At 68.1% G+C, this 14875-nt stretch carries 16 protein-coding genes; 6 read left to right on the top strand and 10 right to left on the bottom strand.

Features of this window, described 5'->3' with window-relative positions; all coding sequences use genetic code 11:
• From ASD13_RS07655 to ASD13_RS07645, 3 genes are all read left to right on the top strand, one after another.
• Positions 1-1296, top strand: a complete 1296-nt coding sequence (locus ASD13_RS07655) for a sensor histidine kinase (RefSeq protein WP_055867780.1) — start codon at positions 1-3, stop codon at positions 1294-1296.
• Positions 1293-1964, top strand: coding sequence for a response regulator (locus ASD13_RS07650; protein WP_055867766.1), 672 nt, complete (start codon positions 1293-1295; stop codon positions 1962-1964). Before ASD13_RS07655 ends, ASD13_RS07650 begins: the two co-directional genes overlap by 4 nt.
• A gap of 98 nt (positions 1965-2062) precedes the next feature.
• The gene (locus tag ASD13_RS07645) at positions 2063-3385 is read left to right on the top strand and encodes an acyltransferase family protein (protein WP_055867763.1); all 1323 of its coding nucleotides are present in this window, start codon (positions 2063-2065) and stop codon (positions 3383-3385) included.
• A gap of 1 nt (position 3386) precedes the next feature.
• Here the strand turns inward: ASD13_RS07645 and ASD13_RS07640 are convergent, their stop codons facing one another.
• Both ASD13_RS07640 and ASD13_RS07635 read right to left on the bottom strand, forming a co-directional pair.
• Positions 3387-3986: a CbiQ family ECF transporter T component gene (locus tag ASD13_RS07640; protein WP_235562498.1), complete on the bottom strand. Its 600-nt coding sequence runs from the start codon at positions 3984-3986 to the stop codon at positions 3387-3389.
• Positions 3977-4675 carry an energy-coupling factor ABC transporter ATP-binding protein gene (locus tag ASD13_RS07635; protein WP_055867760.1) on the bottom strand — a complete coding sequence of 233 codons (699 nt, stop codon included), beginning with the start codon at positions 4673-4675 and terminating at the stop codon, positions 3977-3979. The genes ASD13_RS07640 and ASD13_RS07635 overlap by 10 nt, the downstream gene beginning before the upstream one ends.
• A 66-nt stretch (positions 4676-4741) precedes the next feature.
• On the opposite strand from ASD13_RS07635, the gene ASD13_RS07630 reads away from it, so the two are divergent.
• Positions 4742-5326 carry a TetR family transcriptional regulator gene (locus ASD13_RS07630; protein WP_055867757.1) on the top strand — a complete coding sequence of 195 codons (585 nt, stop codon included), beginning with the start codon at positions 4742-4744 and terminating at the stop codon, positions 5324-5326.
• Here ASD13_RS07630 and ASD13_RS07625 read toward each other — a convergent pair.
• From ASD13_RS07625 to sufB, 7 genes are all read right to left on the bottom strand, one after another.
• Entirely contained in the window at positions 5289-6659 is a 1371-nt protein-coding gene (locus tag ASD13_RS07625) for an MFS transporter (protein WP_055867754.1), read from the bottom strand. The genes ASD13_RS07630 and ASD13_RS07625 overlap by 38 nt on opposite strands.
• Positions 6656-7810: a MalY/PatB family protein gene (locus ASD13_RS07620; protein WP_055869144.1), complete on the bottom strand. Its 1155-nt coding sequence runs from the start codon at positions 7808-7810 to the stop codon at positions 6656-6658. The genes ASD13_RS07625 and ASD13_RS07620 overlap by 4 nt, the downstream gene beginning before the upstream one ends.
• A gap of 90 nt (positions 7811-7900) precedes the next feature.
• The gene (locus ASD13_RS07615) at positions 7901-8230 is read right to left on the bottom strand and encodes a metal-sulfur cluster assembly factor (RefSeq protein WP_017830405.1); all 330 of its coding nucleotides are present in this window, start codon (positions 8228-8230) and stop codon (positions 7901-7903) included.
• Positions 8231-8239: 9 nt separating this feature from the next.
• Positions 8240-9010 (bottom strand): Fe-S cluster assembly ATPase SufC, encoded by a 771-nt coding sequence (gene sufC, locus ASD13_RS07610; protein WP_017830404.1) that lies wholly within the window; start codon positions 9008-9010, stop codon positions 8240-8242.
• 3 nt (positions 9011-9013) lie between these two features.
• Complete coding sequence (locus ASD13_RS07605; protein ID WP_017830403.1) at positions 9014-9340, bottom strand: non-heme iron oxygenase ferredoxin subunit; 327 nt, start codon at positions 9338-9340, stop codon at positions 9014-9016.
• Positions 9337-10554, bottom strand: a complete 1218-nt coding sequence (gene sufD, locus ASD13_RS07600; RefSeq protein ID WP_055867751.1) for a Fe-S cluster assembly protein SufD — start codon at positions 10552-10554, stop codon at positions 9337-9339. The genes ASD13_RS07605 and sufD overlap by 4 nt, the downstream gene beginning before the upstream one ends.
• Positions 10554-11972, bottom strand: a complete 1419-nt coding sequence (gene sufB / locus ASD13_RS07595; protein WP_055867748.1) for a Fe-S cluster assembly protein SufB — start codon at positions 11970-11972, stop codon at positions 10554-10556. Before sufB ends, sufD begins: the two co-directional genes overlap by 1 nt.
• 233 nt (positions 11973-12205) lie before the next feature.
• Between sufB and ASD13_RS07590 the strand changes: the two genes are divergently transcribed.
• Both ASD13_RS07590 and ASD13_RS07585 read left to right on the top strand, forming a co-directional pair.
• Entirely contained in the window at positions 12206-13312 is a 1107-nt protein-coding gene (locus ASD13_RS07590) for a COX15/CtaA family protein (protein ID WP_055867745.1), read from the top strand.
• A 68-nt stretch (positions 13313-13380) separates the two neighbouring features.
• Positions 13381-13830, top strand: a complete 450-nt coding sequence (locus tag ASD13_RS07585) for a hypothetical protein (RefSeq protein WP_235562497.1) — start codon at positions 13381-13383, stop codon at positions 13828-13830.
• Positions 13831-13904: 74 nt separating this feature from the next.
• Here the strand turns inward: ASD13_RS07585 and ASD13_RS07580 are convergent, their stop codons facing one another.
• Positions 13905-14825, bottom strand: a complete 921-nt coding sequence (locus tag ASD13_RS07580; protein ID WP_371861307.1) for a heme o synthase — start codon at positions 14823-14825, stop codon at positions 13905-13907.
• Positions 14826-14875: the final 50 nt, after the last annotated feature.

Here is a 14875-nt window from a genome sequence, read left to right as displayed (position 1 = left end):
ATGGCACGCCGCCGCGAGCGCTCACCTCGCCGACCACGGATCAGCCGCCGCACCTCCGCCTTCATTGCGCTGTGTGCGGCGGTCGTGGCGCTGTTCTCGGTGCTGGTGTCGCTGCAGAGCGTGCTGTACGGCACTCCGCTGCCCCTGTCGTTCATCCTCGGCGCGGCTCTGTGCGTCTCTCCGCTGCTGTCGATCTCGCACCCCCGCTGGGCCATCGGGCTGTTCACCGCCGGGGCGCTCGCCCTTCCGCTCACGGTCGTGCCGGAACTGGCGATCCGCTCCCCGTGGCCCTGGTCCGTCCCCGCGCTCCTGACGTTCGTCCTGTTCGTCGGTGTGCTCACGTTCCTGCACGGCGCACGGCTCGGCGCCTTCGCACTGATCCTCGGGGCGATCGCTTCTCTTCTCGCGCCTCTGCTTCGTCCCGACATGGTGGCGCTGCCGGAGTCATCCGCGAGCGCCACAGCCGACCTCATCGTGACGACGGCCGTCGCCTCCGCCATGTTCCTCATCGCGGCGCTCATCGCCGGGCGCGCCAGAGTGGCCGCCGAGCTGACACGCGAGAAGGAGCACAGCGCGCTCGAGGAGGCCAGACGCGCTCTCGTGGAGGAGCGCACGAAGATCGCCAGAGAGCTGCACGACGTGGTGGCGCACAGCATGTCCGTGATCCAGGTGCAGGCCTCGACCGCGAAGTACCGGATCCCCGAGCTCGACGATGCGGCGATCGCCGAGTTCGACGACATCGCGGCGACCGCCCGGGGCTCACTCACCGAGATGCGCCGCATGCTCGGCGTGCTCCGCACCGAGGACCAGAGTGCCGAGCTCGCGCCCCAGCAGGGTATCGACGACATCCCTGCCCTGGTCGACAGCATCCGCCGCGCCGGCGTCGAGGTCGGACTCCTGCTGGAGGGCGGCGAGACCGCCGCCTCGGCCACCCCCGCCGTGCAGATCGCCGCGTTCCGCATCGTCCAGGAGGCGTTGAGCAACGCCGTCCGCCACGCCCCGGGTGCGCGGATCTCCGTGCGTGTGCGCGCGGAGGCCCGCACTCTCCGCATCCTGGTGCACAGCGCCGCACCACCACGCAGCCCGGACGGTCATGGCGGCGGCTACGGCCTCCGCGGAATGCGCGAGCGCGCAGAGATCCTCGGCGGAAGCCTCTCCGCAGGACCGGCGCCGGACGGCGGGTGGAATGTCGACGCCGTGCTCCCCCTCGACGCCGGTGTCGCCGCCGACACGACCGCGGCCCCGTCGCTGAGGAGCCCAGCACTGTCCACCCCCCTCGAGAAAGAGAACCCGTGACGATCAGCGTGCTCATCGCCGACGATCAGGCCATGGTACGAGCAGGCTTTGCTGCGCTCCTCGATGCCCACGACGGCATCCGCGTCACGGGGCAGGCCGCCAACGGTGCGGAGGCGGTCACCCTGGCGGCGCGTCTCGATCCCGACGTGATCCTCATGGACGTGCGCATGCCCGAGCTGGATGGGATCGAGGCGACTCGGCGCATCCTCGGCCCCGCCTACCCCGCGGCGCACGTGCCCCGGATACTGATGCTGACGACGTTCGACATCGATGACTACGTGTACGACGCCCTCGAGGCCGGTGCCAGCGGGTTTCTGCTGAAGGACGCACTACCGGAGGAACTCGTGCACGCGGTACGGGTCGTCGCAGGTGGAGATGCGCTGCTCGCCCCCAGTGTGACCCGTCGCATGATCGAGCAGTTCGCCGGCCGTCGCCCCCGGGCACCGCGTTCGGCGACAACCCTGGCCGACCTCACCGATCGGGAGCGCGAGGTGCTCGTGCTCATCGGTCGAGGACGCTCCAACACGGAGATCGCCGCCGAGCTCTTCATCGCGGAGCAGACCGTGAAGACGCACGTCGGCAAGGTGCTCGCGAAGCTGAACCTGCGCGACCGCGTGCACGCCGTGATCCTCGCCTACGACACCGGACTCGTAGAGCCCTCATCCTGACTCACCCCGTCGTAGGGGGTCGCAACAGCACCCGAGGGTGATGCCTCCGCCTGCACCGCGTCCATAGTCTCCTGGAACACCGCTTCCGAGGAGGACTCATGACCATCGTCCAGGCACCGCGCGCCGTCAGCACCACGGCTCCCCCGCGCGCATCCCGTGACACCGGGATCGACTTCCTCCGGGCCCTCTGCGTCCTCGGCGTCGTCCTCCTGCACGCGATCATGGTCGGCGTCACCGTCGGCGAGTCCGGCCCGGTCTTCGACAACGCCAGCGACGAAACGGCATGGATCGCACCGCTCAGCTGGTTCCTGCAGGTGATGCCGCTGTTCTTCGTGATCGGAGGCTTCTCCGGACTCCTCGCCTATCAGCGGATGCGTCAGCGCGGAGGAACGGCTATCGGCTTCGTCGCCGGCCGCGTGCACCGCCTGCTGCGTCCGGCGATCTTCACGATCGCCGTCATCGGACTCGCGCTCGCCCTGCTCACAGTCTCGGGCGTCCCTGCCGACCTGATCGCGACGGCCGGCTTCCGCTACGGGCAGCCGCTCTGGTTCCTGGGGGTCTTCCTCCTCTGCCAGGCGTTGCTCCCCCTCCTCGCCGCCTCTCACGAGCGCGCGCCCCTGCGGACCATCGGCGCCCTGGCCCTCACCGCGATCGCCGTCGACGTACTTCGGGCGGCCTCCGGGCTCGAAGGCCTGGGCTTCCTGAACCTCGCCTTCGTGTGGATGACCCTCCAGCAGCTCGGTTTCTTCCTCGCCGACGGCAGTATCGACCGCCTCAGCAGACGCGTCCGTGCCGCTGCAGGCATCGCCGCCCTCCTGACGCTGGTGGCGACGTTCGCCTTCGGGATCTACTCCCCCGACCTGATCGCCAACATCAACCCGCCCACGGCTGCGCTCCTGCTGGTCGGCGTCGCCCACACCAGCCTGCTGTCGCTGCACCGTGAGCGTCTCGAGCGGTTCAGCCGTCGCCCGCGGGTCGCCACGTTCACCGGGTTCGTCACGGCGCGCACGATGACGATCTACCTGTGGCACATGCCGGTGCTGCTGCTCATGGCCGGCTCCACCGCCGTGTTCGCCCTCATGACCGGCATGACGCTGCCGGCGCTGGACAGCGCGGGCTGGTGGGCCGGGCGCCCGCTCTGGCTCGCGACCGCCATCGCTCTGACGGCCCTCGTAGCCGTCGCGTTCACGCGATTCGAATCGCAGCCCGCACCCCCGGCGACGTCCTCGATGCGTCGTCTCGTCGTGGGAACCCTGAGCGGCCTCGTCGGCATCGTGCTGCTCCTGGCTCTCGGCACCTCGGTCGCGACCGCGCTGATCGCGATCGCACTGATCGCGGCCTCCCTGCGGCTGTCGTCGCTTTCCTCCGCAGGGGCGGCGTCTCAGTCGGCATCCCCCACCGCCAGGCTCGTGCCGGCCTGAGTCAGCCCATGCCCCTCGCCGCCAGTGCGTCTCCGACCTCATCCGCATGCGTGAGCGCGAGCACGAGCAGGGGCACTACGGTGCGGACGCCCAGGCGCACGTCACGCGCCTGCTCAGCCTCCCGGACGCGTGCGGCGAACCCGGCGATCACCGGGATGGTGGCGAGGGTCAGCGATATCGTCAGCGCCATCGCCTCCGGGTCCGCCCCGACCCTGCGCAGCGGCCGCAGGAGCCGGTGCAACACCTCGAGAAGGTCTGCCATCCGGGTGGTGAGCGTGAGCAGGCTGGCCAGGAGCAGCACCGCCAGGACCCTTCCTGTGCTGATCCACGCGGCCACCGGCGACACGAAGATCACCAGGGCGGCGGTGAGGACGAGGACGATCCACCGCAGTCGCCACATCTCGACCAGGAGCACGCGGAGCGGCATCCCGCTCACGCCGTAGAGCCCGACGACGATCAGGAGCGAGACGGCGATGCTGACCGGGTCGTGAGGATACAGCGAGAGAAGGAGAGCCCCTAGCGCGAGCGCAGCGAGCTTGACCCCGGCGGGGAGGCGATGGAGTATCCCTGTTCCCGGGCGGTACAGCGCGATCACGCGCACGCCTGACGATATGCCGCGATCACCGTCGGTGGCGGACCCGAGGCGACGATCCGTCCGTCCTCGAAGAGCAGCGCGGTGTCGCAGCGGGCCGCGAGATCGAGGTCGTGCGTCACCACCACGACCTGAGCCTGCTGGGCGAGCAGGAGGTCGCCGATGCGGCGGGCGTTGCGCAGATCGAGGAGTGTCGTCGGCTCGTCCGCGACGATGATCCTCGGCGCCGCGATCAGCACCGAGGCCAGCGCGAGCATCTGCTTCTGCCCGCCGGACAGGCTCGACGCGGGCATCTCCGCATGTGCCTCCAGTCCGTGCGCCTGGAGGGCCTGTCTGACGCGTTCGGCGATCTCCTTCCTCGGGAGGCCGCGCAACGACAGCGCGAGGTCTTCGGCAGGGGTCGGCATGAGGATCTGCGCATCCGGGTTGGTGAACACGAAGCCCACGAGTCTGCGCACCGCGGCACGCTCACGCACCGTGTCGAGCCCGTGTACCGACACCGAACCACTGTGGGGCGCGATGAGGCCGTTCAGCACTCTCGCAAAGGTCGACTTGCCGGACCCGTTCGCCCCGATCACGGCGATGGTCGCCGCTGTGAGCTCGGCGCTGACGTCGTGCAGCACCCGACGACCGTCGATCTGCACCGACACCCGGTCGAGGCTGATCGGAGCGATACCGATCTGAGGGGATGTCGTCACCTTGGGCCTCTCCACGCGTCTCACCTGAACACTGTTCACCTGAACGTCGTTCACTATAATCGGAGCATGAGCCCTGAGCCCAATCCCGCACGTCACGACCGCGACAGCGTGGCCAGGAGTGCCCTCGCTCTGCTCGACGAGGTGGGGCTGGCAGACCTCTCGATGCGGCGTATCGCGGCAGGCCTCGACGTGCAGCCGAGCGCGCTCTACTGGCACTTCGCGAACAAGCAGGAGCTGCTCGCGGAGCTGGCCGATCGGATCACCGCGACGATCCCGAGCGAGCCGACCGACGTCGTGGCGACGGCGCGGGGCATCCGTGACGCGCTCTTCACCTACCGCGACGGCGCGGAGCTGGTCCTCAGCACGTACGCGCTCCAGCTCGGCTCCTCGCAGGCGCAGACCGCGTTGGCCGATGCGCTGCGCACGCAGGGTGCCGCCGATGTGGAGGATCTGAGCGCCGCGATCCTGCACTTCGTGCTCGGCCATGCCACGCTCGTGCAGCAGCGCATGCACGCCGACAGCCACGGCGCCCTGCCGGACTCCGACGACGTCGATGTCACCGCCGGCCTCGATCGCGTCTTCGAGCTCGGGGTCACCGCCCTCGCCGGAGTGATCAGCGCGCCGCCGACTCCGCCGCGTGCCCGAGCCTGAGACCGGGCACCAGAGCCAGCACGACGAGGACGATACAGAACGCGAACACCGCGCTGAACGCCCCTGCCCCGCCGCCGAGGGTCGCGACGCCGAGCCCGGCGAGGGCGATGGCGACGGCCGATCCGGACGCATCCGAGATGGACAGCGCCGAGGAGTTGAACCCCTGGTCGGTATCGTCCGAGTAGGCCAGCGTCAGCACCGTGAGACGAGGATAGAGCAGCCCCATCCCGCCCCCGGCGAACGCCCAGCCCACCACGACCACGGCGGCCGAGACATCGAACACCGCGGCCGTGAGCACGCACAGCATGGCGATGAGCAGCGAGCTCAGGCTGATCGTCGTGATGCGGTGATTCCCCAACCGCTCCCCGAATCGCCCCTGCAGAGCCGAGGCGCCTGCCCAGGCCAGCGCCGCGAGCATCAGGGCGATGCCCGCCCATGTCGCGGTGAAGTCGAACTTCTTCATCAGCAGATACGGGATGTACGCCTCAGCCGCGAAGAAGGCCCCGGCCACGATTCCCCGCATCAGCACCACGCTGGGGAGCCCCGCTCCGGCGCGGAGTGTGCGCCGCGGCAACAGCGGCATCACGGCGAATCCGATAGCCAGCACGGCGCCGAGCGCCACCGGCCACCTCATCGAGGGCTGCAGATCCGCCGAGAAGCCGACCACGACGGCCAAGACCGCGACCACCACCGCCAGCACCAGCCGCACGATCAGCGTCTTGCGGTCCTGCGGGGTGCCGCGGCCGAGGTCCACACCGCGAAGACGGACGGCGATCATCAGGAATGCCGCAGCCGTGAGCACCGCCACGCCGAGGAACGCCCAGCGCCAGTCGAGATACTCGGCGACCGCACCGGCGAGGAAGGGACCGACCATCGACGGCACGACCCATGCCGCGGCGAAGGCAGCGAAAATCCGACCGTGCAGATGCGGCGGATACAGCCGGGCGACCACGACGTACAGTGCGACCGTCTGCCCTCCGGTCCCGAGGCCCTGGACGAGTCGTCCGATCAGGAACTGATGCATCGTGACGGCGAAGCCGGAGAGCAGCAGGCCGATGATGAAGAGGGTCACGGCGACGTACAGGGCACCGCGCGGTCCGCGGGCATCCGACCATGCTCCGGTCGCGACCATGCCGATCACACTCGTCGCCAGAGTGCCGGCGAAGGCGACGGCGAACAGAGACTCACCGTTCAGCGCTGCGCTCACGATCGGCATCACGGTGGTGACCGCGAGGGCTTCGATCGCCCCGAGGAAGATCAGCGCGACCGCGCCGAGGGTCACCCAGATGCGTTGGCGGTCCCAGATCGTCGCGGCGTCGGCCGGGGCGGTCATCGACCGACGAGCGCCGCGATGCGCTCGATGGCCTCGGTGAGGATCTCCGGGCTGGTGCCGAAGTTCAACCGCACGTGGCCCGCGCCCTCCGCACCGAAGGCCGGCCCGAAGTGCAGGGCGACCTTGGCGTCCTTGAGGATGCGCCGCGCGGGATTGTCTCCCCATCCCAGCGCGGAGAGGTCGATCCACGCGAGGTACCCGGCGTCGGGGAGGCGATAGCGCGCGCCGGGGAGGCGCGCGGCGAGAAGGTCTTCGAGCAGCACCCGGTTCTCGTCGAGAGTGCGCAGCAGTCCATCGAGCCAGGCGTCGCTCTCCTCAGAGAAGGCGGCGACAGCGGCGAGCAGACCGAACTGCCCGGTACGCCACTCCACCTCGACCGGAAGCCCGCGCACGACGGCACTCGTCTCGTCGTCGGCCGTGACCATGAGAGCGCACTTGAGCCCGGCGAGGTTGAACGCCTTGCTCGCGCTCACCACGGCGTAGCCCACCCGCTGCGCGGCATCGTTCACGGCGAGGAACGGGGTGAACCCCGTGCCCGGCTGAGCGAGCGGGGCATGGATCTCGTCCGAGACCACCGCGACGCCGAACTCGTCGGCCAACTCCGCGAGAGCAGCGAGGCTGTCGCGGTCATGCACGGTGCCGGTGGGGTTGTGCGGGTTGCAGAGCAGGATCGCGGTCGCGCCGTCATCGAACGCCGTGCGGATGCCGTCGAGATCGAGCTCCCACCCGGTTCCGGTATCGCGAAGCGGTACACGCTCCACCTCTGCACCGGCCTCGGCCACCAGATCGCAGAAAGGCGGGTACACCGGCGGCGTGACGACGATGCGCTCTCCCGGCTGGGTCACGCGACGGAGGATCTCGACGATCCCCATGCTCACGTCCGCCGTGCTGCGCATCCGAGCGGGATCAGGCTCCCACCCGTAGCGTCGGGACGTGAAGGACGCGAACGACTCGGCCAACGGGGTCCGCGAGGCGATGTATCCCGTGTCGCCAATCTCGACGGCACGCTGCAACGCCGTCGAGATGGCCGGAGCCAGCGGGAAGTCGGTTTCCGCGACGAACAACGGCAGGACGTCTGCGGGGTACTCCCGCCACTTCTCGCTGCTGCGCTCGCGGAGCTCCGCCAGAGGCAGGGCCTTCACCTGAAGCATTCTCTCTCCCGAGGTTCCGACACGCGCCGTCGCGGTGTCATCCGATCCGACGCGCGCCGACAACGCCTTCCGGCAATGCTCCTGCGCGGGTCAGATCGCGAAGCCGAGGGCGCGCATCATGTCGCGCCCATCGTCGGAGATCTTCTCCGGACCCCACGGCGGCATCCACACCCAGTTGATCCGGAAGCGATCGACGACGTTGTCCAGAGCCTGAGCAGTCTGGTCCTCGAGGACGTCGGTGAGCGGGCATCCGGCACTGGTCAGCGTCATGTGGATGACGAGAGCGTCGTTCTCGTCATCCCAAGCGAGATCGTAGATGAGGCCGAGGTCGACGACGTTGATCCCGAGCTCGGGATCCATCACGTCTTTGAGGGCCTCGGTGACCGCGTCGTACTTCTCGTCCGTGAGGGTCGCTGTCATGCGATCAGCCTACGCCTCGATCGGAGCTGCAGGGTCGAGGAAACGGTCGTATCCCTCGTTCTCCAGCCGGTCTGCCAGCTCGGGGCCGCCCTCTTCGACGATCTTGCCCGCGACGACCACGTGGACGAAGTCGGGGCGGATGTAGCGGAGGATGCGGGTGTAGTGCGTGATCAGCAGCACGCCGAGTCCAGTGGACTCCTTCGCGCGGTTGACACCCTCGGAGACGATCTTGAGCGCGTCGACGTCGAGGCCGGAATCGGTCTCGTCGAGGATCGCGAACTTCGGCTTCAGCACCTCGAGCTGCAGGATCTCATGGCGCTTCTTCTCGCCACCGGAGAAGCCCTCGTTGACGTTGCGCTGCGCGAACTTCGGGTCCATGCGCAGGTTCGACATGGCCGCCTTGACGTCCTTGGTCCAGCCGCGGATCGCCGGTGCTTCGCCGTCGAGCGCCGTCTTGGCCGTGCGGAGGAAGTTCGTCACCGTGACGCCGGGGATCTCGACCGGGTACTGCATCGCGAGGAACAGGCCGGCGCGGGCCCGCTCGTCGACGCTCATCTCCAGGACGTCCTGGCCGTCGAACGTGATGGATCCCGAGGTCACCGTGTACTTGGGGTGACCGGCGATCGTGTAGGCCAAGGTCGACTTGCCGGAGCCGTTGGGGCCCATGATGGCGTGGGTCTCACCGGTGTTCATGGTGAGGTTGATTCCGTTGAGGATCGGGGTGGTCCCCGCCTCGGTCTCGACCGTCACGTGCAGGTCGCGGATCTCGAGAACAGACATTCTTCAGACTTCCTTAATCACAGTCGGATCGATGAGCACGTCATCGCCGTCGATCTGGACGACATAGACCGGGACGGGCTCATAAGCGGGGAGATTCTGGGGCTTGCCGGTGAGCAGCGAGAAGGCGGAGCCGTGTGCCCAGCACTCCACCGTGTCACCCTCAACGAAGCCCTCGGACAGCGAGATGTCGCCGTGGGTGCAGGTGTCGCCGATGGCGTGGATGACACCCTCGCCGTCTTTGATCACCGTGATGGGCACGCCGCCCGGGTCCACGCGCAGAGGCATGTCCTGTTCCAGGTCGGCGACGCCGCAGACGCGCTCGGCGGTCATGCACTCACCTCGGCGAGCTCCGTCTCGATGGCTGCGAGCAGCTCGGCCTCGAGTGCGGGGATGCCCAGGCGCTGCACGATGTCGGTGAGGAATCCGAGCACGACGAGGCGTCGCGCCTCTTCCTCGGTGATACCGCGTGCCTGCAGGTAGAACAGCTGCTCGTCGTCGAAACGACCGGTGGCGCTCGCGTGACCGGCACCGAGGATGTCGCCCGTCTCGATCTCGAGGTTCGGGATCGAGTCGGCGCGTGCACCTTCGGTGAGGACGAGGTTGCGGTTCGCCTCGTAAGAGTCGGTGCCCGTCGCGTCGGCGCCGATGAGGACGTCGCCGATCCAGACGCTGTGCGCGCCCTGACCCTGCAGCGCGCCCTTGTAGAGGACGTCGCCCTTGGTGTGCGGGCCCTTGTGGTGCAGGTACACCTGGCTCTCGAGGTGCTGCCCGGCGTCTGCGTAGGAGAGGCCGTAGAGGTAGCCCTCGGAACCGGCGCCGGCCAGCTCGACGTTCGGGTTGACGCGCACGATGCCGCCGCCGAAGCTCACGACGAAGTGCTTGAGCGTCGCATCGGCGCCGACCCGAGCCTGGTGTGCGGCCGCGTGAACCGCGTCGTCCTCCCACTGCTGAAGGCTGATGACCGTGAGCTTCGCGCCGTCGCGGACGATGATCTCGACGTTCTGCGCGTACTGCGCGGAACCGGTGTGCTGGAGCACGACCGTCGCAGAGCTGTGCTCCAGTGCCTCGATCACGATGTGCGCGTCGGCACGGCGCTGCGCTCCGAGACCCGCGATGGAGATGAAGACAGGCTCGGCGACCTCTTCCTCGCGCGGGATGCGCACGTGGAGTGCCTCGGTGCTCCCCTGCCACGCGACGGCGGCCGTCACGTCTTCCGCGAGGAAGACCTCGCCACGGGGAGCCGCACCGATGGCGAGCGGAGCGGCGATGTACTGCTCCCCCGCGCCGTACGTGTAGCTGACACCGTCGTTCGGCGACGCCACCTCGAACAGCGAGGTGAGCTGCGCGACCGGGGTGTGCTTCCAGTTGACCTCGCGCCCTGTCGGGGCACCGAAGTCGGCGGGCTCGAAGGAGTGCGGCCGCTCCGAGCGGGTCTGCACCGGGACGAAGCCCGCGGCGGCGACCTGGGCCGCCGGGTCGATGTGCGCGCCTTCGGGCGCGTTGCTGTGCTGCGCCTCGGCAGGCGCTGTCGTCGAGGCCGTCACTAGCCGACCGATCCTTCCATGCCCATCTCGATGAGCTTGTTCAGTTCCATCGCGTACTCCATGGGCAGCTCACGCGCGATCGGCTCGATGAAGCCGCGCACGATCATCGCCATCGCCTCGTCCTCTGGCATGCCGCGGGACTGCAGGTAGAACAGCTGCTCCTCGCTCACCTTCGAGACCGTGGCCTCGTGGCCGAGCTGCACGTCGTCGACACGGATGTCGATCGCCGGGTAGGTGTCGGAGCGGGACTTGGTGTCCACGAGCAGGGCGTCGCACCGCACGGTGTTCGCGGAGTGGTGTGCCGCAGCATCCACTCGCACCTCGCCGCGGTAACCGGCGCGTCCTCCACCGCGGGCGATCGACTTCGAGACGATCGACGACTGCGTGTACGGGGCCATGTGGATCATCTTCGCGCCGGCGTCCTGGTGCTGACCGGGACCGGCGAAGGCGACCGACAGCGTCTCGCCCTTGGCGTGCTCGCCCATCAGGTAGATCGACGGGTACTTCATCGTCACCTTGGAGCCGATGTTGCCGTCCACCCACTCCATGGTCGCGCCCTCGTACGCCACGGCGCGCTTGGTGACCAGGTTGTAGACGTTGTTCGACCAGTTCTGGATCGTCGTGTAGCGAACGCGGGCGTTCTTCTTCACGATGATCTCGACGACGGCCGAGTGCAGGGAGTCCGACTTGTAGATCGGAGCCGTGCAGCCCTCGATGTAGTGGACGTAACTGTCCTCGTCGGCGATGATCAGCGTGCGTTCGAACTGACCCATGTTCTCGGTGTTGATGCGGAAGTACGCCTGCAGCGGGATCTCGACGTGCACGCCCTTGGGAACGTAGACGAACGAGCCGCCGGACCACACGGCCGTGTTGAGAGCTGCGAACTTGTTGTCGCCGGCGGGGATCACGGTGCCGAAGTACTCCTCGAAGAACTCGGGGTGCTCGCGCAGCGCGGTGTCGGTGTCCATGAAGATGACACCCTGCTGCTCCAGGTCCTCACGGATCTGGTGGTAGACGACCTCGGACTCGTACTGCGCCGCGACGCCGGCCACGAGGCGCTGACGCTCGGCCTCGGGGATGCCGAGGCGCTCGTAGGTCTCACGGATTTCGGCGGGAAGGTCTTCCCACGTCTGCGCCTGCTTCTCGGTGGAGCGGACGAAGTACTTGATGTTGTCGAAGTCGATCTCGCTGAGGTCTGCACCCCAGGTCGGCATCGGCTTGCGCCCGAAGAGCTGGTACCCCTTGAGGCGGGTCTTCAGCATCCATTCGGGTTCGTTCTTGAGGCCCGAGATCCCACGGACGACGTCTTCGGAGATACCGCGTTTCGCGATGGCACCCGCAGCATCCTCATCGTGCCAGCCGAATTCGTACACCCCCAGACCGTCAAGCTCCGGGCGGTCGATCAGCACATCCGACATCCAACACTCTCCTCACAGGTCCCAAACGGTGTCATCCGCCCCGACACACCTGATCCCCGTCGAGCCTGCGGGAGCGGGTGCCGTTGGTGGGCCCTCATCACCGGCGCTTCCATCGCGCCTAAACTGTTGACGATGCTTCAGCGCTGTCAGCGCTCATCGCAACAATCCGATTCTACAGGTTCCGCCTGACAGACGGGCCATGCCCGCCGCGTCTCGTGCGGTCCGGAGGACTTATGCCCGACACGATGATCCCCGCCACCTCGACGACGCAGGGGGTCCCCCCTCGTTCCTCGTCCTGGGGTCGTGCGTTGACGGTCTTCGCGTGGTTGTCGTTCATCAGCGAGACGATCATCATCGGCACCGGCGGGGCCGTGCGGCTCACCGGCTCGGGCCTCGGGTGCTCGGACTGGCCGCTGTGCACCCCGGACTCCCTCGTGCCGATCCTCGAGGTGCAGGGCATCCACGGGATCATCGAGTTCGGCAATCGACTGATGACGGGCGTCGTCGGCATCATCGCCCTGGCGGTCGTGCTGCTGGTCCTGCATCTGTTCAGCGGAAAGCGCGGCCTGGTCAACGCCCTCTGGTTCGCACTGGGTGGGATCGTCGCGGCTGTCGCAACGTTCGCCATCGCCACTCCCCTGCATTTCCCCGCCTCGCCGATCGCCCTCGCCGTCCTGCTGGTCGCCGTCATCGCTGCAGCCGTGCGCTCGGTGCGCACTACTCCCGCCCGACGCGACCTCGTCTTGCTCGCGTGGCTCACCCTGATCGGCGTGGTGGCCCAGGCGCTCGTCGGCGGCATCACGGTCCTGACCGGCCTCAACCCCTTCATCGTGGGCTTCCACTACACGTCCTCCCTGCTGCTCGTCTGCATCACGGCGGCCTTCCTCGTACGCCTGAAGACCTCGCCCGGACCTCGCGAGCGCGCCGTGCCCGCCTGGTTCGCCGCCGTCACCCACGTGACCGGTCTCGCCCTGGCTGTCACGATCGTCTTCGGTGTGCTGACGACCGGATCCGGTCCGCACTCCGGCGATGCCGACGTGCTGCGCCACGGGTTCGACGCGACCGTGCTCGCGCACGTGCACTCGTGGCCGGGCTACATCCTCGCGGCGCTGGTCCTGTTCCTGACGGTCTCCGCCTGGGTGCTGCGCCTGGAGCCTCGACGCTGGCTGCTCGTGCTCGTGCTGGCGATCCTCGTGCAGGTCGGGGTCGGCATCTGGCAGGCCAGAGAAGGACTCCCCCCGCTGCTCGTCGGCATCCACATGGTCCTGGCCTCGCTCTCGGCGGCCGCCTACACCGTCGTGGTGCTGCGCCTCAAGCGTCCGGTACCCGTCGACGCCTGAGGGCCCGCACAGTCGTTCCATAGCTTTCACATCGCGGACTCATCAGCGCATCCGCGAGGGTGGGCGACATGAACAAGTCACTCACACGAAGCATGGGGTTCTGGCTCCTCCTGGTCGTCTCCCTCGCCACCACGGCGGTCGGCGCCTGGTTGATCTCGGGTCAGATCGGCACGATGACGACCACGTTGCTCGATGGCACGGCCACCGGCGTCGAGGTCTACGTCGGCCAGTCGCTCGTCGTGGTGGGTGCCGGAGTGCTCGCGGCCGGAATCGTCGGCATCCTGCTGACGCTCACGCTCGTCGCCGCGCGATCGCTCGTCCCTGCACCGGCACCGGCGGTCGTCGAGGCCATCGACTGGACCGTCGAGGCTGAGGAGACGCCCGCTCCCGTCGCCACGACCCCGTCTGCGGACACGACCCCCGCAACCGAAGATGTCGTTCACGAAGACGAGGTCACCAGAGACGACGCCCCGGCCACCGACGCGAACCCGGACGGCTCACCCTCGCTCACCCGCTGATCGACCACCGGGCGGGAAACGACGAAGCGGCGGAGAGGAATTCCTCGGCGCCGCTTCGTCGTTCTGAATCAGTGTCAGAACGGGAGCAGCGGGTCGACCGCGACCGCGACGAAGATCAGCGTCAGGTAGGTGATCGAGGCGTGGAACACGCGCATCGGACGCGGCTCGGTGCCGTGGACCGCACGGTTGTAGAGGCGGTGCGACTCGTAGATGAACCATCCGCCGAAGACCGCAGCGGAGATCGTGTACACGAGGCCCATGTTCGCGATCGGTACCAGCAGGAGCGAGCAGGCGACGGTCGCCCACGCGTAGAGGATCACCTGGAGGCCGACCTGCGAGGCGTTGCGCGTGACGCCGAGCATGGGGACGTCGACGTCCTCGTAGTCGTCCTTGTACTTCATCGACAGCGGCCAGTAGTGCGGCGGCGTCCAGAGGAAGACGAGGAGGAAGAGGATGAATGCCGGCCAGTCGAGCGAACCGGTGACCGCGGACCAGCCGATCAGCACCGGGAAGCAGCCCGCGATGCCGCCCCACACGATGTTCTGCTCGGTGCGGCGCTTCAGGATGATCGTGTAGATCACGACGTAGAAGAAGATCGCCGTGGCCGAGAGGGCCGCCGTGAGCCAGTTGGTCGTGGCGAGCAGCCAGACGGTCGAGGCGATGGCGAGTGTCCACGAGAAGACCAGGGCACCGCGAGGGCTGACCTCGCCTGTGACCAGCGGACGGTTCTCGGTGCGGTGCATGTGCGCATCGATGTCGCGATCGAGGTACATGTTGAAGGATGCGGCGGAACCGGCGCTCAACGAACCGCCGATGACGGTCGCCAACACGAGCCACAGGTTCGGCAGTCCCCCCTGCGCCAGGAACATCACCGGCACGGTCGACACGAGCAGGAGCTCGAGGACACGCGGCTTGGTGAGCGTGATGTAGGCCTTCACCGTGCGACCGATGGACGACTTCCTCACGGTCTGATCAGACATCGTCGAGATCTCGATCGCCTCCTCCGCACGTGTGACCGGACAACCTCTCCAGTGTATGACACCGG

This window comes from Microbacterium sp. Root1433D1 (genome assembly GCF_001426835.1).
GTDB lineage: Bacteria > Actinomycetota > Actinomycetes > Actinomycetales > Microbacteriaceae > Microbacterium > Microbacterium maritypicum.
This window is presented reverse-complemented; position numbering and strand designations above follow the sequence as displayed.